Below are 18,074 nucleotides of genomic sequence, written 5' to 3' on the forward strand. Positions count from 1 at the left end.
CTTTTATTGCTCAAGCGCCGCTGACAGTGCCGTCGGTTCGTTTAGCGCCGAGGCCGTCAGGGTGTCAACAATACGTTTAGTCAGACCAGTGAGGACTTTACCTGGACCCACTTCATAAAGGTGTTCAACACCTTGTGCTGCGATAAATTCTACACTCTTCGTCCACTGCACCGGGTTGTACAGCTGGCGTACCAGCGCATCACGGATAGCGTTAGCGTCGGTTTCACACTTCACGTCAACGTTATTCACAACCGGTACGGTTGGGGCATTGAAGGTGATTTTCGCTAATTCAACCGCCAGCTTATCCGCCGCAGGTTTCATCAGCGCACAGTGTGACGGCACGCTTACCGGCAGCGGCAGCGCACGTTTTGCGCCAGCGGCTTTACAGGCTGCGCCCGCACGTTCAACCGCGTCTTTATGCCCGGCGATAACCACCTGGCCCGGAGAGTTAAAGTTCACCGGAGAAACCACCTGGCCTTCAGCCGCCTCTTCACACGCTTTGGCGATGGATGCATCATCCAGACCGATGATCGCCGCCATTGCGCCGGTGCCTTCCGGCACAGCTTCCTGCATGAACTTGCCGCGCAGTTCAACCAGACGAACCGCGTCGGCGAAATCGATGACGCCAGCACATACCAGCGCGGAGTATTCCCCCAGGCTGTGTCCCGCCATCAGCGCAGGCGCTTTACCGCCCTGCTGCTGCCATACGCGATACAGCGCAACGGAAGCGGCCAGCAATGCTGGCTGAGTCTGCCAGGTCTTATTCAGTTCTTCCGCAGGCCCTTGCTGCGTCAGAGCCCACAGATCATAACCCAGCGCCGCAGAAGCTTCAGCAAAGGTTTCTTCTACGATCGGGTAGCTGGCTGCCATTTCAGACAACATCCCAACCGTCTGGGAACCCTGCCCCGGGAACACAAAAGCAAATTGCGTCATGTTTAAATCCTTATACTAGAAACGAACCAGCGCGGAGCCCCAGGTGAATCCACCCCCGAAGGCCTCAAGCAATACCAACTGCCCGGCTTTAATCCGCCCGTCGCGCACAGCTTCGTCCAGCGCGCACGGCACAGAGGCCGCAGAGGTGTTGCCGTGTCTGTCCAGCGTAACCACCACATTATCCATCGACATACCCAGCTTTTTCGCTGTCGCGCTGATGATGCGCAGGTTAGCCTGGTGCGGAACCAGCCAGTCCAGAGCGGAACGATCCAGATTATTCGCCGCCAGCGTCTCGTCAACGATGTGTGCCAGTTCAGTTACCGCCACTTTAAACACCTCGTTGCCCGCCATCGTCAGATAAATCGGATTTTCTGGATTGACGCGATCGGCGTTTGGCAGCGTCAGCAACTCACCATAGCTGCCGTCTGCATGAAGATGCGTCGAAATAATGCCTGGTTCTTCGGATGCGCTCAGAACCGCTGCGCCCGCGCCGTCACCAAAGATAATGATCGTCCCGCGATCGGTGGGATCGCAGGTGCGCGCCAGGACATCGGAACCGATGACCAGCGCATATTTAACGGCGCCTGATTTTACATACTGATCGGCAACGCTTAACGCGTAGGTAAAACCGGCGCAGGCCGCTGCAACGTCAAACGCCGGGCAGCCTTTAATGCCCAGCATACTCTGAATCTGGCATGCTGCGCTTGGGAAAGCATGTGTTGCTGACGTGGTCGCAACCACAATCAAGCCAATCTGGTCTTTATCGATGCCCGCCATTTCAAGCGCGCGGTTTGCGGCTGTATAGCCCATCGTCGCGACTGTTTCGTTTGGCGCTGCAATATGGCGTTCACGGATGCCTGTACGCGTGACAATCCACTCGTCAGACGTCTCTACCATCTTTTCCAAATCGGCGTTAGTACGCACTTGTTCAGGCAGGTAGCTGCCAGTACCAATAATCTTTGTATACATGTACGCTCAGTCACTTTTCGGTTATATACCACCGCGTGCAAACTGCTGGTATGTTGGTTGCGCTCAGGTTACACCGTTAATTGTGCACCCGTGAGTGTCCGTTTTTGCCACCTTCCAACAGTTCGAATCCGGCTGGGTATACAGATTCCAGGCGAGCGGCAATTCGCTGAGGAACTTGTCGCTGCACCGCCTGCACTGCCTGTTCAATCGCGACGGCAAATGCTCGCTGATTGGCCGCACCATGACTTTTAATCACCGTGCCACGCAATCCTAACAGACAGGCGCCATTATACTGGTCGGGGTTGAGGTGACTGAATCGCCTCGTCAGGCTTTTTTGTAACCAACGTTTTAATAACAGCAGCCACCACGACCGTTTTTTACTCTCACCCTGAGATTTCAGCAGTGAAAGGAACATCCTGACAACCCCTTCCATTGTCTTTAATGTGACATTACCTGTAAATCCGTCACATACCAGCACATCAGTTTTTCCCGTCAATAATTCATTGGCTTCAAGATAACCAATGTAATTGATGGAAGGGACTGTTTTGAGCAACGCAGAGGCATCACGAATACTGTCGAGACCTTTGGTTTCTTCTTCACCAATATTGAGCAACGCCACGCGGGGATTGGTTATCCCAATCACCTCTTCCGCCATCACGGACCCCATCACGGCAAACTGCACCAACATGGTACTGTCACAATCGACGTTGGCGCCTAAATCCAGCACCACCGTTTTTCCTTTCTGCTGATGCGGTAAAACCGTCATCAACGCAGGACGCTCAATGCCCTCAAGGGGTTTGAGCAATAATTTCGCAAGTCCCATGAGCGCGCCCGTATTACCGGCGCTCACACAGGCTTCGGCTCGGCCTTCTTTCACGAGCTCCAGGGCCACACGCATTGAGCTGCCGCGACTGGCGCGGATAGCCTGCGAAGGCCGGGCATCACTGGCAATAACTGACTGTGCAGGGATAATCTGCAGACGCGAACGTTGTTCAAAGTCAGCTTTGGCAAGTAATGGCGTGATGGTATCGGGATCCCCGACTAAAAGAAGTGTGAGTTGCGAATTAGAATTCAGTGCCTGCAGTGCTGCAGGCACTGTCACGGAAGGGCCGAAATCTCCCCCCATGACATCTAACGCCAGGGTTAGACGTGTCAAGGTATCGTCGCTGCCTGGTTTGGTGTTTCCCCGCTTACGCGGGGAAATCCTCACTAAGCTTCATCACGCTTGCGCGTGATTACTTAGCGATGACCTTACGGCCGCGGTAGTAACCGTCGGCAGTGATGTGGTGACGCAGGTGTTTTTCACCAGAAGTTTTGTCTACAGACAGGCTGGTGACTGCGGTCAGAGCGTCATGAGAACGACGCATGCCACGTTTGGAACGGGTTGGTTTATTCTGTTGTACGGCCATGGACCTTACTCCTCAATTACTTACGCTTTAAGCTGGCTAATACGGCAAATGGGTTTGGTTTTTGCGCTTCATCAGGCAGTTCACCAAAGACCATGTCCGCCTCGGACACTTCACAGTGTTCAGAATCATGCACCGGAACTACCGGCAAGGAGAGGATGATTTCATCTTCAACCATTGCAAGCAGATCGATTTCACCGAATTCGTTAACCTCAATCGGCTCATACGCTTCCGGGAGTGCTTCAGCCTGTTCGTCAGAACGAACCGGACTAAAACAATACGTTGTGTGAACCTGATGGGTAAACGGCTTCCCGCAACGCTGGCATTCGAGCGATACCGTCACCTTCGCATCACCCGTAATAACGGCGAGACGTTGGTTATCGATAGCGAACGACATGGAGCATTCCACATCACTGTCCACACTGACTACAGAATCGGCGACGCGCTCTACCAGATCAGAAGTATAGATACCTTCATAATCGAGGCGTTTTTGAGCCGTACGAACCGGATCAAGAGTCAGGGGTAATTTTACCTTTTGCATAGGGCGCGCATATTAACTTTGTAACGTCATAGAGTCAAAGAAAAAGGCAGCCTGCGGTTGCCTTTTGCCAATAATTCGCACACATTGCGGGTTACAGACTTATTTTCGCTCAAACCGTGACTGTATGTCATGCTTGAAGGACGAAGAGCATAGTTTAAGATGGCTCTCATTAATACGCTATATCTGAGGGAAAAAAATATGCCCCGTCTCATCCTTGCTTCTACCTCTCCCTGGCGTCGCGCGCTGCTCGAAAAACTGGCGATCCCTTTCGAGTGCGCGGCTCCCGAGGTTGACGAAACGCCCATGTCTGGCGAAGCGCCGCGCCATTTGGTCTCTCGCCTCGCACAGGCGAAAGCGCAATCGCTCGCCCACCGTTTCCCCGATCATCTGATTATTGGCTCCGATCAAATTTGCGTTCTGGATGGCGAAATTACCGGCAAACCGTTAACCGAAGAAAAAGCGCGCCAGCAATTAACCAAAGCCAGCGGTAATATTGTGACGTTTTATACCGGACTGGCGCTTTATAATTCTGCAACCGGACATTTACAAACGGAAGTCGAACCGTTTGATGTGCATTTCCGCCATTTAAGCGAAACGGAAATAGAGGACTATGTCCGCAAAGAGCGTCCATTGCATTGTGCCGGAAGTTTTAAAAGCGAAGGTCTTGGCATTGCCCTTTTCGAGCGACTGGAGGGGCGAGATCCCAATACGCTTATTGGGCTACCGCTGATTGCGCTGTGCCAGATGCTGCGCCGGGAAGAGATGAACCCGCTGATGGCATAGTGGATGCGTCTGATGGCGACGCTAAAACATCTTATCAGGCCCACAGCGGAGCAATGCCCGTAGGCCTGATAAGCACAGCGCCATCAGTAAAGATGCCGGATGGCGACGTAAACGTCTTATCCGACCTACAGGTTTAGCGCGATAATATCGCAACGCGCATCAGGCTTTGTTACGTAACACCTGAAGGCAATGCTTGAGTTGGTTATCCATCGGCGCTTCGATACGCATCACCTCGCCAGTCCCCGGATGGGTAAACTTCAGCGCTGCCGCGTGCAGAAAAAGCCGTGACAGCCCCGTTCCCGCAAGCTGCTTATCAAATTCGCGATCGCCGTAACGATCGTCAAACGCGATCGGATGGCCCGCATGCAGCGTATGCACACGAATCTGATGCGTACGTCCCGTCACCGGGCTACAGCGCACCAGCGTCGCAAACGCATAGCGCTCTTCAACCTTAAAGCGCGTTTCGGAGGGTTTTCCTTCCTGACTCACACGCACAATACGTTCGCCGCTTTGCAGAATATTCTTTAATAAAGGTGCCTGTACCGATTTAACATGCGACTGCCACTGGCCGCGAACCAGCGCCAGATAATCTTTCTGCATCCCCTTCTCACGCAGTTGCTCATGCAAAGAACGCAGCGCTGAGCGTTTTTTCGCAACCAGCAGTACGCCAGAGGTATCGCGGTCAAGACGATGCACCAGTTCCAGGAAACGCGCTTCTGGCCGCAACGCGCGCAGCCCCTCGATAACGCCGAAGCTCAACCCGCTTCCGCCATGCACCGCCGTGCCGGAAGGTTTGTTCAGCACCAGGATATGGTCATCTTCATACAAAATGACATCGGCCAGCGCCGCCACTTTTTGCAAATGCGGCGAAACGACCTCTTCTTCGCGTTCGGCGACGCGCACCGGCGGAATACGCACTTCATCCCCGGCTTCGAGCTTATATTCCGGTTTGATGCGTTTTTTGTTCACCCGCACTTCGCCTTTACGCAAAATGCGGTAAATCATGCTTTTCGGTACGCCTTTGAGTTGCGTGCGCAAAAAGTTATCGATGCGTTGCCCCGCTTCGTCGGCAGTAATGGCAACTATTTTTACGGATGGAGTCTCAGTTTTCATGGGGGCCGATTCTAAATAGCCATAAGGATTAGCGCCACTCATTTTTCTATGCTTATATTTACTTCTATATCCTGTTACTCACGTTCAACATGACCAATTTGCTGGTTATTAAACCAATCGCCATGAGGAAGTGAAAAAACTGTGAGTAACCGGGTGATAAATGGTAAAAGTCATCTTGCTATAACAAGGTTAGCAGTGGAATAATGTAACCGTTTCCGTGTCGAACCTTGTTAAAACAAGAAATTTTACGGAATGACCCATTTTGCCAGACAGATCATCAACGCAGCAATGGCGTAAGACGTATTGATTTTTCAGGCAGTTAGCGGGCTGCGGGTTGCAGTCCTTACCGGTATATGTTCTATGTACTACGCGTTGCAGAAAGGCGGCAAATCTGGGAATCCCCAGGAGCTTATGCCCGGGTGAGCAGATGAAGCCAACGCATCTGCGGCGTGAAAGACGATGAACATAATGGAATCTTCTCTGGAGAGTAACTCCCAGGCTGTTCCCCTGATAATTGCGCTGTATTTCCGTATGAAATACAGGCAACCGACACTCTGCGCCTCTTTGAGCAGACGATAACCGTGAGGTTGGCGACGCGAATAGACACGAGGCCATCGGTTCACACCCGGAAAGGCATTACTATGCCCGCAGCTTAGTCGTCAATGTAAGAATAATGAGTAAGTTACGATGAAAAGAATGTTAATCAACGCAACTCAGCAGGAAGAGTTGCGTGTTGCCCTTGTAGATGGGCAGCGCCTGTACGACCTGGACATTGAGAGTCCAGGACACGAGCAGAAAAAAGCGAACATCTATAAAGGCAAAATTACCCGTATCGAACCGAGTCTGGAAGCGGCTTTTGTTGATTACGGCGCTGAACGTCACGGTTTCCTCCCGTTAAAAGAAATTGCCCGCGAATATTTCCCCGCCAACTACAACGCCCACGGCCGTCCAAACATTAAAGATGTGTTGCGCGAAGGTCAGGAAGTGATTGTTCAGATTGATAAAGAAGAACGCGGCAACAAAGGCGCTGCGCTGACGACGTTTATCAGTCTGGCAGGGAGCTATCTGGTTTTAATGCCGAACAACCCGCGCGCGGGCGGCATCTCCCGTCGCATTGAAGGCGACGATCGCACCGAATTAAAAGAAGCGCTGGCAAGCCTCGAACTGCCTGACGGCATGGGGCTTATCGTGCGTACCGCAGGCGTCGGCAAATCCGCCGAAGCGTTGCAGTGGGACCTGAGCTTCCGCCTGAAACACTGGGAAGCGATTCAGAAAGCCGCTGAAAGCCGCCCTGCTCCATTCCTGATCCATCAGGAAAGCAACGTTATCGTCCGCGCATTCCGTGACTACTTACGTCAGGATATCGGCGAAATTCTTATCGATAATCCGAAAGTGCTTGAGCTGGCGCGCCAGCACATCGCGGCGTTGGGTCGCCCGGATTTCAGCAGCAAGATTAAGCTTTACACCGGCGAAATTCCGCTGTTCAGCCACTACCAGATCGAGTCGCAAATTGAATCCGCCTTCCAGCGTGAAGTGCGTCTGCCTTCCGGCGGCTCTATCGTTATTGACACAACCGAAGCGTTAACCGCGATTGATATTAACTCCGCGCGTGCCACACGCGGCGGCGATATCGAAGAAACCGCGTTTAACACAAACCTGGAAGCGGCCGATGAAATTGCTCGCCAGTTGCGCTTGCGCGACCTCGGCGGCCTGATCGTTATCGACTTCATCGACATGACGCCAGTACGCCACCAGCGCGCGGTGGAAAACCGTCTGCGCGAAGCGGTACGTCAGGATCGTGCGCGTATCCAGATTAGCCATATTTCTCGTTTTGGCCTGCTGGAGATGTCCCGCCAGCGTCTCAGCCCGTCTCTGGGCGAGTCCAGCCATCACGTCTGCCCACGCTGTAGCGGCACCGGCACCGTCCGCGACAACGAATCGCTCTCCCTGTCTATTCTGCGTCTGATTGAAGAAGAAGCGCTGAAAGAGAATACCCAGGAAGTTCACGCCATTGTTCCGGTTCCGATCGCCTCTTACCTGCTTAACGAAAAGCGCACCGCGGTTAATGCTATTGAGACTCGCCAGGATGGCGTGCGCTGCGTGATCGTACCAAACGATCAGATGGAAACGCCGCACTACTCCGTTTTGCGCGTACGTAAAGGGGAAGAAACGCCAACCCTGAGCTACATGCTGCCGAAACTGCATGAAGAAGCGATGGCGTTGCCTTCTGAAGAAGAGTACGCCGAGCGTAAACGCCCTGAACAGCCAGCACTGGCGACCTTCGCGATGCCGGAAGTGCCGCCTGCGCCGACGCCAGCAGAACCTGCGGTGAAAGCAGCGACGGCAGCACCGAAAGCCGTTGCCACTGCGCCTGCACAACCAGGTCTGCTTACTCGCTTCTTCGGCGCGCTGAAAAACATGTTCAGCGGCAGCGAAGTCGCTAAGCCGGTTGAACAACCTGCACCGAAAGCAGAGGAAAAACCGGAGCGTCAGCAGGATCGTCGTAAGTCTCGCCAGAATAATCGCCGCGACCGTAACGATCGCCGTGACAACCGTGATAATCGCGACAACCGCGCTGAAGGCGGTGAAAACCGTGATGACAACCGTCGTAACCGTCGTCAGGCGCAGCAGCAGAACGCAGAAGCGCGTGACAACCGCCAGCAGTCTAACGACGTTGCCGATAAGGCGAAGTCCGGTGACGAGCAGCAGACGCCGCGTCGTGAACGCAACCGTCGTCGCAACGATGAAAAACGTCAGGCACAGCAAGAAGTCAAGGCGCTGAATCTGGATGAGCAACCGGCTCAGGAGACGGAACAGGAAGAACGCGTTCGTCAGGCGCAGCCTCGCCGCAAACAGCGTCAGCTGAGCCAGAAAGTTCGTTACACAGACTCTGCAACCTCTGAAGCAGAAGCTGTCGCAACGCCAGTCGTCGAAGACGCTGTCGCCGCCCAGCCTGCTACGCAAAGCGCGCCTGCTCAGCGTACTGAACTGGCGAAAGTCGACCTGCCAGCGATCGCAGATGTTGCGCCAGCAGAGCAGGAAGAAAACGGCGAAGCGCGTGATAACGCAGGAATGCCGCGTCGCTCCCGTCGTTCTCCTCGCCACCTGCGCGTCAGCGGCCAGCGTCGTCGTCGCTACCGCGATGAGCGTTACCCGCTTCAATCGCCAATGCCGTTAACCGTCGCTTGCGCTTCACCGGAAATGGCGTCTGGCAAAGTGTGGATTCGCTACCCTGTCGCCCGTCCTCAGGATACGCAGGTTGAAGCACAGCGCGAAGAAGAGACCGTACAAGCTCAGCCGGTTGCAGTAGAGCCGCAGGTCGTCGCTGCCGCAGCCGAACAGGTTGTAGACGCACCGGCTCAAACTGAAACCGTTGTCGCTGAACCTCAGCCCGCTACTGTGGAAACAACGCATCCTGAAGTGATTGCCACCCCGGTTGAAGAACAACCTCAGGTGATTGCAGAGGCTGACGTCCCTGTTGCGCAGGAAGTCGCTGCGCAAGCGGAACCTGTCGCTGACGTTCAGGAAACCACGACGGCTGAAGAATCCGCTGACGTTGTCATCGCCGAACCGGAAGAGATCGTTACAGAAACGGTTGAACCTGTCGTTGTTGCCGCTGAACCGGAAGAGATTGTCGCTGCGCCTGTCGCCGTCGCCGTTGCTGAAACCGTGTCAGAAAGCGCGGTAACAACCGGGGAGAAATCCGTCAGCCACGCCAGTGCGCCGATGACCCGCGCGCCTGCGCCGGAATATGTCCCGGAAGCGCCACATCAAAGCGACTGGCAGCGCCCTGCCTTCATCTTTGAAGGTAAAGGTGCGGCAGGTGGTCATAGCGCAACGCATCAGGCCGCCGCACCAGCCACGCGCCCGCAGCCTGTAGAATAAGCTGAACGCGATGTTAAAGATAAAGCCGACCTGCGGGTCGGCTTTTTTGTACCTGCAATCGGTGCCCGTTATCTGTTTTCCGGGCAAAAAAATGCCCGCTCCGGGGTGAAGGGAGCGGGCAGACAAAACATACCCAGTTTCATGATATGTTTCAAAACATGTGCTATCTGTTCAACTGAAACAGAGACATTCCTTGCATATCGCTAAACGCTTTATAGGACGCCTGTAACGCAGCCTGTTGCATTACATACGACGAGATGGCCGCGTTCCAGTCCACATCGACCAGATCGCTCATCTGCTGTGCCTGACCCAGCGCGCGCTCACTTCCCAATGAATCCAGGGAATCCAGCTCACTCAATTGCGTTCCCAGTTCCGCACGAACGGTCAGGACGTTATTAAGGGAGTTTTTCAGGCCACGGTTTGTTTTATCAATCGCCGCAGCAGCTTCCGCCTTCTTCACATCATCGTCAGCAACCGGCGTTTTCAGCGCTGCAATGGCTGTATCCAGCATCGCAAACAGGCTGGTTTCTGAAGCGCTGTTATCAGGCTCCGGTACGGCATTACTGGTAATACGATTAAAAATCTGATCGCCCGTATGACCAATCACCATCGTACGCGAAGCATCAACCTGCTGGGTGATGTTTTCAGTGCCGCCGCTATAGTCGCCATTTGCCTGATCAAACGGCGCTTTTTCAGTTTTATAGCCTGCGAAAATGTAACGACCGTTGCCGTCGGTACTGTTGGCCAGGTTCATTAACTGATCGCGAATCCCCTGTAGATCGCTCGCCAGCGAGGCGCGGTCATCATCGCTTAAGGTGCCGTTAGCGGCGTAAACGATTTTTTCCTGCGCAGTTTGAATTGCAGCTGTCACCTGACTTAGCACGTTTTCTTCCAGCGACACTTTCTGAGTGGCAAAGGTACGTGCCAGCGCATACTGACTGTTCTGAGCCTGGGCCTGAGCGAGTACGATAGCCTGAGAAGCGGCAATAGGATCGTCAGACGGATTAATCACGCGCTTACCGGTGGACATCTGCTCACCGTACTTCATCCATTCAGCCTGGGAATTGGTGATACCACGCATATTCTGCTGGTACATCATCTGGGTACTGATACGCATTTATCCTCCTCTCCCTTAGCGAATGCCCAACAGCGCATCAAACAGCGTATTCGCGGTTTGCAGCACCTGGGCGTTCGCCAGGTAGTACTGCTGATAGCGTTGCAGGTTGCCGTATTCTTCATCAAGGTTAACGCCGGAAATCGATTGCTGCTGGTTGTACAACTGCGTCACGACATTGCCCTGCGCCGTGCTGCTGGTTTTCAACGTGGCGGTTTTGTTCCCCACATCGCTGACCAGCGTCGCATAAGCATCATTAAAGGACTTATTCCCTACCGTTTTCTGGGTTTGCAAATCCAGCAGCGCCTGACCGTTACGGTTATCGCTCCCACCCGCATCGGGATCGGAAGCCATCGCAATTTTGGATTCATCGGTCACCAGCACGTTCATGTTCACAATGGCATCGCTGACCGGTTTCAGGGTAAAGCTGTCATTCGCATTTGCCCCTGCCCCGACCGTCACTTCCAGCCCGTCAAACGTCAGTTTCCCGTTGGTTTCAACCGCCTTAAAGCTGGTGTTGTCTGACAAGCGGGTGACCTGCCAGTCCTGACCATCAAATACCAGCTTATAATTGGTAGCCTGTACCGCGGAACTGTCGGTGACTTCCGCAGACAATGTCCCGCTACCCGTATTTTTCGCATTACTCAATACGGACGGTTTACCGATGGAAAAGAAGTCCTCGCCCTGATCGCCATTGGCATCATATCCCTGTTTATGCTGGGCATTAAACGCTTCGGCAAAGGCCAGCGCCAGCTGGTTGAGGGTATTGCGAGTCTGATCCAGATCCTGAGAGCGGAACGTCAGCAACCCGCCAAGCGAGCCGCTATTGAGCAATTTTTCCGGGATTTCAATGTTTCCGGCAGTCGCATCAACATAGGCGACCGTGGTGCGTGACGGATCGGCGCTGGACGGCACCGCGACCAGTTGACGGGCGCTGCTGCCCTGTACGAGGGTATAGCCATTCGCCATCGTCAGGTTATAGGTGCCGCCGTCCTGGACGCTAACTTCCACACCAACAATCTGGTTCAGCTCACTCACCAGTTGGTCGCGTTGGTCGAGAAGATCGTTCGGTGAAGCGCCCGCGCCCACCCCGGTCAGACGGGAAATCTGATCGTTCAGGCTGGCGATTTGCTTCGCGTAATTGTTGATCTGTTCAACGCTGGAGCCAATGGCGATATTGACCTGCTTATCCTGATCGCGCAGGTACTGATCGGTCGTTTTAAACTGGTTTACCAGGCCGTCGGCTTTACCGATAAGCGCCTGACGCGCTGCCGGGTCTTCCGCGTTGCTGACCAGCGTTTGCAGGCTGGTGAAGAAACCTTGCAGAGAGGTCGAAATCGAGCTGGTGGTACTGGAGAGCAGGTTATCAATTTTCGACATTTGCTCATACCGCACGGTCAAACCACTGCTCTGATTCTGCGCCGCGCGTAACTGATTGGTAATAAAAGAATCATACTCACGCTGTACGCCAGAAACGTAGACGCCATTACCGACCCAACCGCCCGCTCCCAGCGTACTGTTGGCCTGCGCCATAATCGTCGTCTGTCGGGTATACCCGGCAACGTTATAGCTGGAGATGTTATTACTGGCAGTATTTAACGCAGCCTGGGCTGCGCTAAGTCCGCTCATGGCGTTGTTAATTAAGCTGGACATGGAGGTTCCTTGTAATCCTTCAATACTGGTTATTATCGGCAGCGGGTTCCTGGACTTGAGCTATTTAAAAGAGATTGTCGAGATTCGCGCTGTACGTTTTGCTCACCTTGTCGCTCATGGATTTCAGCTGTTGAATCATGCTGGTTAATTTACGCGCATAGTCAGGATCGGTCGCATAACCGGCATTTTGTAACGCCTGTGCGCCCTGTTCAGCGGTAGACGCGGCGGTCACCGCGGCATAGCGCGGGTTACGGGTCAGCAGCCCCACATAATCCGATAGCGCCTCCAGATAGGAGCTGTAAACACGGAATTTCGCTTTTACCTTCTTCGCTTCGCCGTTCTCATATTCGGTGGTGGTGATCTCTGTTACCGGCCCCTTCCAGTTGGACGAGGCCTTAATGCCAAACAGGTTAAAGCTCGGCTCACCATTTTCACGGCGGATCTGTCGCTGACCCCATCCCGACTCCAGCGCCGCCTGCGCCAGAATCAGATGATGCGGCACGCCGCTTTGTTCACTCGCCAGGCGTGCCGGAAGCGAAAGCTGGGCCAGGAAGTCTTTGCTGTCGCCGGACAGCGGCTCATCATTATTTTCCGGCGCTTTTGGCATCGCCTTACGCACCAGCTGCGTCAGCGCCTGATTTTGATAGCTGGTCACCGTTTCCAGAGGGAACTTCATTGGTACCTGCGGCGCTTCTTCCGCAGGCTGCGTCTGCCCCTCGGTCATCTGCCTGACCATCATCTCCGCCAGTCCCAACCCTTTACCGGCGGTCATCTGCTGCGCAATCTGCTGGTCATACATGCTGGTGTACAGTCGCGTTTGATCGCTGCTGAATATGCCGTCTTTCGGCAGCGCTTCCCGCATGCTTTTCAGCATCATCTGCACAAACATCCCTTCAACCTGACGAGCGACCGGGCGGATATTCGCCGCCGGATCTTGCCCCGCTTTGGCTTTCAGCTCATTGAGCGATTGCGCATCCCAGGCTGCGCTGGCCAACAGTTTGCTGTCACCAATCATCAGATAATTTCCAGTTTGGCGCGCAGACAACCCGCGCTCTGCATGGATTGCAGGATGGACATCAGATCCATCGGCGTGGCGCCCAGCGCATTCAGCGCGCGGACGACGTTGTTCAGGTTAGCGCTGGAACGGACGCTTTGCAGCGAACCGCCGCTCTGACGTAAATCAATCTGCGTTTGTGGTGTGACGACCGTCTGCCCCCCGCCAAACGGCGTGTCCGGCTGGCTGACGTTCGCCTGGCGATTCACCGTTACGGACAAATTGCCTTGCGCGACGGCGCAGCTGTCCAGCGTCACTTCACGGTTCATCACCACGGAACCGGTACGGGAGTTAATCACCACCTTCGCGTCCTGTGGTGTGACGTTCACCTCCAGATTCTGGATATCCGCCAGGAAACGGACCTGCGAGCTGTTGCCGCTGGGTACGCGAACCTGAATCGTGCGCGCATCCAGCGCGGTCGCACTGCCATATCCACGGGCACGGTTGATGGTGTCAGTAATCTGCTGCGCCATTGCGAAGTCTTCGTTGTTCAGTTGCAGATTGAGGGTATTTCCGCCGCCAAACTGGCTGGGCAGCTCGCGTTCAATAATTGCGCCATTGGTGATACGCCCGCCATTGAGTTGGTTAACCTGCACGCTGCTGCCGCCCGCAGACGCCCCTGCGCCGCCGACTAAAATATTTCCCTGCGCCAGGGCATACACCTGGCTATCGACCCCTTTCAGCGGCGTCATCAGCAATGTACCGCCGCGCAGACTTTTCGCGTTCCCCATTGAGGACACCACCACGTCGATCGTTTGCCCCTGGCGACCGAATGCCGGAAATTGCGCCGTGACCATTACCGCCGCAACGTTTTTCAACTGCATATTGGTGCCCGTCGGGACGGTGATCCCCAACTGAGACAGCATGTTATTCAGCGTCTGGGTGGTAAAGGGCGTCTGGGTCGTCTGGTCGCCCGTCCCGTCCAGGCCGACCACCAGCCCATAACCAATCAGCGAGTTTTCCCGCACCCCCTGCACGCTGGTCAGATCCCGAATACGATCGGCATGCGCCAGGGTGGTTGCCAGTATCAGTACAATTCCAACAAGAGATTTAAACACTGGAGACCTCGCTTACATCGGCGACAAGTTAAGGAAGAAACGTTGCAGCCAACCCATATTTTGCGCCTCGTTGATATAGCCGTTGCCGACATATTCAATGCGCGCATCCGCAACCTGTGTTGACGGAACGGAGTTGCTGCCGCTGATGGTGCGTGGGTTCACGACCCCGGAGAAGCGGATGAACTCAGTGCCCTGATTAATGGCGATCTGTTTTTCACCCACGACGTGTAAATTGCCATTTGCCAGTACCTGATCGACGGTCACGGTCAGCGTGCCGCTAAAGGTATTGCTGGCGTTCGCGCCACCTTTACCATTGAAGGAGTTCCCGCCAGAGGCTTCCATATCTGCACGCGCGTTGCCGAACAATCCCTGCAAATAACGAGGAACCGTATCAAAGCCGAAGTTGGTTTTACCGTCACGGCTGGCATTGGCGGAGGAGCTCTTACTGGCGCTGACGTTTTCCTGCAATACAATCGTCAGCGTATCGCCGATATTGCGTGGACGTCGGTCTTCAAACAGCGGCTGATAGCCATAGTTGATCGGCTGCGCAGACTGAAAAATGGAACCATTCGCCACCGGAGTCGGGCCCGGTATGGGCTGTGCAGTGGTCGCGCCCTGCACGAGCGGTGTGGAAGGTATCCAGGCACATCCTGTCAGTGAAACCACCAGCAGGGCCATAATCGGGTAATGGTGCGCAGCGTATTTTTGCATTGCCTTCATCTTCAAAATCAGTGTGCCGGTGAGGTTTCCCTCACCGGACGACACTTAGAGTTGCGTCAGTTTTTGCAGCATCTGATCGGTAGTCGATACCGCTTTGCTGTTAATTTCGTAAGCGCGCTGAACCTGGATCATATTCACCAGTTCTTCCGCCACGTTTACGTTAGAGGTTTCGACATAGCCCTGATACAGCAGACCCGCACCGTTAAGCCCTGGCGTACTCTCATTTGGCGCACCCGAGGATTGCGTTTCGGTGTACAGGTTTTCACCAATGCTTTCCAGACCCGTATCGTTCATGAACGTAGTCAGGTTAAGCTGCCCCACCTGTACCGGCGCGGCCTGCCCCTGCTGAGTTACGCTTACCACGCCATCGCGACCCACGGTGATGCTCAGCGAGTTCGCCGGAATGGTGATCGCTGGCTGTACCTGGAAGCCGCCCGCCGTGACCAGTTGACCGTTCTGATCCACCTGGAAAGAACCGTCACGGGTATAAGCAGAAGTGCCATCCGGCAGCATCACCTGGAAGAAGCCCTGCCCTTTGATGGCGACATCTTTACTGTTGTTGGTCTGAGACAGGTTGCCCTGACTATGCAGACGCTCGGTGGCGACCGGGCGAACGCCCGTACCGATTTGCAGACCAGAAGGTAAAGTCGTCTGTTCTGACGACTGCGCGCCAGGCTGACGAATCGTCTGGTACAGCAGGTCTTCAAACACCGCACGTTGACGCTTAAAACCATTGGTGCTGACGTTTGCCAGGTTGTTGGCAATCACATCCATGTTGGTTTGCTGCGCGTCCAGGCCGGTTTTGGCGATCCATAATGAACTGATCATAAAATGTCCTGTATTAACTCATCGACAGCAGTTGGTTAGCGCGCCCGGCATTGTCATCCACGCTGCTGATAACCTTCATCTGCATTTCAAAACGGCGGGCGTTAGCGATCATATCGCTCATGGCGGACACCGCATTCACGTTACTGCCCTCCAGTACGCCAGACATCACGCGAATGGACGGGTCAGCCTGCAACACCGGGCCACGCGCAGCCTGTGTCACCGCGCTTAAACGGAACATACCGTCATCGCCGCGTTGCACTTCGCTGCCAAGCGCTTTCACCAGCTTCAGACGTCCTACCGGTGCGACGGTATTGGCCGGATCGCCAGGGTTAAGCGCAGAGATAGTCCCGTCTGCCGCGATGGTGATTTCTGAACCTTCAGGAACGGCAATCGGCCCGGCTTCACCGATAACTGGATGCCCCTGAATTGTCAGTTGCCCGGTCGGGTCCACCTGAATGCTGCCGTTACGGGTGTATCCCTCGTTACCATCAGCGGTCTGAACAACCAGCCAGCCATCCTGTTGCAGTGCCACATCCAGCGGGCGCGAGGTGTAATCCATCTGCCCGGGCGTCATATCGGCTCCCGGCGTGGACGCAGCCACCAGCGTACGCGTCGGTAAAGAGAGACCTTCCACCGGCACCGCGCGCAACGCATTAAGTTGCGCACGAAAACCCGGCGTGGAGGCGTTCGCCAGGTTGCTGGCCGTCACCGCTTGTTGATTAAGCGTCTGACTGGCCGCGCCCATGGCGGTATATATTGCGTGATCCATTAAGCCATCCCGTCAGGCGCTTAGCGCAGGTTAACCAGGGTGTTGAGGATCTGATCCTGGGTTTTGATGGTCTGCGCGTTTGACTGATAGTTACGCTGCGCGACGATCATATTCACCAGCTCTTTACTCAAATCCACGTTTGAGGATTCCAGCGCGCCGTTGGTCAACTTACCGAAGTTACCCGTACCCGCCGTACCAAGCAGCGCAACGCCTGAAGCCTGCGTCGCCGCCCAGACGTTATCGCCCTGAGAAGCCAGACCTTCATTGTTGGCGAAGTTAGCCAGCACGATCTGCCCCAGAACCTGCGTTTGTTCGTTGGAATAGTTACCCACTACGGTGCCGTCATCATTGATCTGATAGCTCACCAGATCGCCCGGCTTATAGCCGTTCTGGTTGGTCGCGACGATATTGTTCGCACCGGTGTTCTGCTGCATGGAGTTCAGGAAGCTCAGGGAGAAAGAGGCTGGGTCCGCACCATTAATTGCGCCAGTGACGATATTGGCGGAACCGCCAGAAACCAGCATCCCGTTTTCATTGAATTCCATCGTGGTAGACAACGTCGGCGTCGCAGTTGGATCGCTGCTGTCCATGGTGTGAACTTCCCAGGTGTTGTCCTGCGTCTTAACAAAGAACACATTCACATCATGGGCGTTACCCTGACTGTCAAAAACGGTAACGGTACCCTTTTTGTTGTAGGAATCCGCATCGCTCGGATCAAACGGCGTTTTCGACGGCAGTTCATCGCTGGAGTTAAGGTTGATCTGCATAGACGCCGTGGTGGTTGCCTTCGCGGCCATCAGGGTGTTCGGGATGGTGATCGGGCCTGGGTTGGCACCCTGCTGGATCGTCGGCGGCGTTCCGGTTGCCGGATAGCCGGTCAGTTGCAGCCCCTGCATGTTAACCAGATTGCGGTTCTCATCCAGTTTGAACTGACCGTTACGGCTGTAGAAAACGGAGCCGTTGCTGTCTACCAGACGGAAGAAACCGTTCTGGCTAATCGCAACATCCAGGCCACGCCCGGTGTTGGTGGTAGTGCCGTCGGTAAAGTCCTGGGTAATCCCGGCGACTTTAACGCCCAGGCCCACTTTGGAGCCCGCGAACATATCAGCAAAAGACGCCGTACCGGATTTAAACCCGTAGGTGGCGGAGTTGGCGATGTTATTACCAATAACATCGAGGTTGGTCGCTGCTGCGTTCAGACCGCTGACCGCTTGAGAAAAGGCCATGACTTACTCCTGATAAGTGTAA

Annotated in this window: 16 protein-coding genes; 2 read left to right on the forward strand and 14 right to left on the reverse strand. The window is 54.7% G+C overall.

The genetic code is table 11. The annotated features are described in order from the left end of the window. Positions 1–3: 3 nt before the first annotated feature. From fabD to yceD, 5 genes are all read right to left on the reverse strand, one after another. Complete coding sequence (gene fabD / locus OGX81_RS16400) at positions 4–933, reverse strand: ACP S-malonyltransferase (protein WP_047457521.1); 930 nt, start codon at positions 931–933, stop codon at positions 4–6. Positions 934–948: 15 nt separating this feature from the next. After that, positions 949–1,902: a beta-ketoacyl-ACP synthase III gene (gene fabH, locus OGX81_RS16405; protein ID WP_012132830.1), complete on the reverse strand. Its 954-nt coding sequence runs from the start codon at positions 1,900–1,902 to the stop codon at positions 949–951. A gap of 76 nt (positions 1,903–1,978) precedes the next feature. Then, the gene (plsX, locus tag OGX81_RS16410; RefSeq protein ID WP_071818860.1) at positions 1,979–3,058 is read right to left on the reverse strand and encodes a phosphate acyltransferase PlsX; all 1,080 of its coding nucleotides are present in this window, start codon (positions 3,056–3,058) and stop codon (positions 1,979–1,981) included. A gap of 79 nt (positions 3,059–3,137) precedes the next feature. Then, positions 3,138–3,311, reverse strand: a complete 174-nt coding sequence (gene rpmF, locus OGX81_RS16415) for a 50S ribosomal protein L32 (RefSeq protein ID WP_000290727.1) — start codon at positions 3,309–3,311, stop codon at positions 3,138–3,140. Positions 3,312–3,327: 16 nt separating this feature from the next. Then, entirely contained in the window at positions 3,328–3,849 is a 522-nt protein-coding gene (gene yceD, locus OGX81_RS16420; RefSeq protein ID WP_012132832.1) for a 23S rRNA accumulation protein YceD, read from the reverse strand. A 198-nt stretch (positions 3,850–4,047) separates the two neighbouring features. Between yceD and OGX81_RS16425 the strand changes: the two genes are divergently transcribed. After that, positions 4,048–4,632: a Maf family protein gene (locus tag OGX81_RS16425; protein WP_012132833.1), complete on the forward strand. Its 585-nt coding sequence runs from the start codon at positions 4,048–4,050 to the stop codon at positions 4,630–4,632. Between the two features lie 159 nt (positions 4,633–4,791). Here OGX81_RS16425 and rluC read toward each other — a convergent pair whose 3' ends face one another. After that, positions 4,792–5,745, reverse strand: a complete 954-nt coding sequence (rluC, locus tag OGX81_RS16430) for a 23S rRNA pseudouridine(955/2504/2580) synthase RluC (protein WP_104869146.1) — start codon at positions 5,743–5,745, stop codon at positions 4,792–4,794. 687 nt (positions 5,746–6,432) lie between these two features. Here rluC and rne point away from each other — a divergent pair. Continuing rightward, entirely contained in the window at positions 6,433–9,630 is a 3,198-nt protein-coding gene (rne, locus tag OGX81_RS16435) for a ribonuclease E (protein ID WP_012132837.1), read from the forward strand. A 163-nt stretch (positions 9,631–9,793) separates the two neighbouring features. On the opposite strand, the gene flgL is transcribed toward rne, so the two are convergent. The 8 genes from flgL to flgE all read right to left on the reverse strand — a co-directional run bounded on the left by flgL (position 9,794) and on the right by flgE (position 18,052). Continuing rightward, entirely contained in the window at positions 9,794–10,747 is a 954-nt protein-coding gene (gene flgL / locus OGX81_RS16440) for a flagellar hook-associated protein FlgL (RefSeq protein ID WP_012132838.1), read from the reverse strand. Between the two features lie 15 nt (positions 10,748–10,762). Next, the gene (gene flgK, locus OGX81_RS16445) at positions 10,763–12,397 is read right to left on the reverse strand and encodes a flagellar hook-associated protein FlgK (RefSeq protein WP_104868801.1); all 1,635 of its coding nucleotides are present in this window, start codon (positions 12,395–12,397) and stop codon (positions 10,763–10,765) included. Positions 12,398–12,461: 64 nt separating this feature from the next. After that, on the reverse strand, positions 12,462–13,412 hold the full coding sequence (flgJ, locus tag OGX81_RS16450; protein ID WP_047457531.1) for a flagellar assembly peptidoglycan hydrolase FlgJ: 951 nt from the start codon (positions 13,410–13,412) through the stop codon (positions 12,462–12,464). After that, positions 13,412–14,509 (reverse strand): flagellar basal body P-ring protein FlgI, encoded by a 1,098-nt coding sequence (locus OGX81_RS16455; protein ID WP_012132841.1) that lies wholly within the window; start codon positions 14,507–14,509, stop codon positions 13,412–13,414. The genes flgJ and OGX81_RS16455 overlap by 1 nt, the downstream gene beginning before the upstream one ends. 12 nt (positions 14,510–14,521) lie before the next feature. Continuing rightward, positions 14,522–15,220, reverse strand: a complete 699-nt coding sequence (flgH, locus tag OGX81_RS16460) for a flagellar basal body L-ring protein FlgH (RefSeq protein WP_024130441.1) — start codon at positions 15,218–15,220, stop codon at positions 14,522–14,524. A gap of 54 nt (positions 15,221–15,274) precedes the next feature. Then, the gene (flgG, locus tag OGX81_RS16465) at positions 15,275–16,057 is read right to left on the reverse strand and encodes a flagellar basal-body rod protein FlgG (RefSeq protein ID WP_012132843.1); all 783 of its coding nucleotides are present in this window, start codon (positions 16,055–16,057) and stop codon (positions 15,275–15,277) included. A 13-nt stretch (positions 16,058–16,070) separates the two neighbouring features. Further along, positions 16,071–16,826: a flagellar basal-body rod protein FlgF gene (gene flgF / locus OGX81_RS16470; protein WP_104868802.1), complete on the reverse strand. Its 756-nt coding sequence runs from the start codon at positions 16,824–16,826 to the stop codon at positions 16,071–16,073. Between the two features lie 20 nt (positions 16,827–16,846). Next, complete coding sequence (flgE, locus tag OGX81_RS16475; RefSeq protein WP_012132845.1) at positions 16,847–18,052, reverse strand: flagellar hook protein FlgE; 1,206 nt, start codon at positions 18,050–18,052, stop codon at positions 16,847–16,849. Positions 18,053–18,074: the final 22 nt, after the last annotated feature.

It is taken from the genome of Citrobacter sp. CK206 (genome assembly GCF_030333125.1).
Taxonomy (GTDB): Bacteria; Pseudomonadota; Gammaproteobacteria; order Enterobacterales; family Enterobacteriaceae; genus Citrobacter_B; species Citrobacter_B koseri.

Coding starts and splice junctions, on each gene's coding strand:
- flgH (WP_024130441.1), bottom strand. CDS start 15,220: ATGCAAAAATACGCTGCGCACCATTACCCGATTATGGCCCTGCTGGTG.
- rne (WP_012132837.1), top strand. CDS start 6,433: ATGAAAAGAATGTTAATCAACGCAACTCAGCAGGAAGAGTTGCGTGTT.
- rluC (WP_104869146.1), bottom strand. CDS start 5,745: ATGAAAACTGAGACTCCATCCGTAAAAATAGTTGCCATTACTGCCGAC.
- flgE (WP_012132845.1), bottom strand. CDS start 18,052: ATGGCCTTTTCTCAAGCGGTCAGCGGTCTGAACGCAGCAGCGACCAAC.
- flgJ (WP_047457531.1), bottom strand. CDS start 13,412: ATGATTGGTGACAGCAAACTGTTGGCCAGCGCAGCCTGGGATGCGCAA.
- flgL (WP_012132838.1), bottom strand. CDS start 10,747: ATGCGTATCAGTACCCAGATGATGTACCAGCAGAATATGCGTGGTATC.
- flgF (WP_104868802.1), bottom strand. CDS start 16,826: ATGGATCACGCAATATATACCGCCATGGGCGCGGCCAGTCAGACGCTT.
- flgK (WP_104868801.1), bottom strand. CDS start 12,397: ATGTCCAGCTTAATTAACAACGCCATGAGCGGACTTAGCGCAGCCCAG.
- rpmF (WP_000290727.1), bottom strand. CDS start 3,311: ATGGCCGTACAACAGAATAAACCAACCCGTTCCAAACGTGGCATGCGT.
- fabD (WP_047457521.1), bottom strand. CDS start 933: ATGACGCAATTTGCTTTTGTGTTCCCGGGGCAGGGTTCCCAGACGGTT.
- flgG (WP_012132843.1), bottom strand. CDS start 16,057: ATGATCAGTTCATTATGGATCGCCAAAACCGGCCTGGACGCGCAGCAA.
- fabH (WP_012132830.1), bottom strand. CDS start 1,902: ATGTATACAAAGATTATTGGTACTGGCAGCTACCTGCCTGAACAAGTG.
- yceD (WP_012132832.1), bottom strand. CDS start 3,849: ATGCAAAAGGTAAAATTACCCCTGACTCTTGATCCGGTTCGTACGGCT.
- OGX81_RS16425 (WP_012132833.1), top strand. CDS start 4,048: ATGCCCCGTCTCATCCTTGCTTCTACCTCTCCCTGGCGTCGCGCGCTG.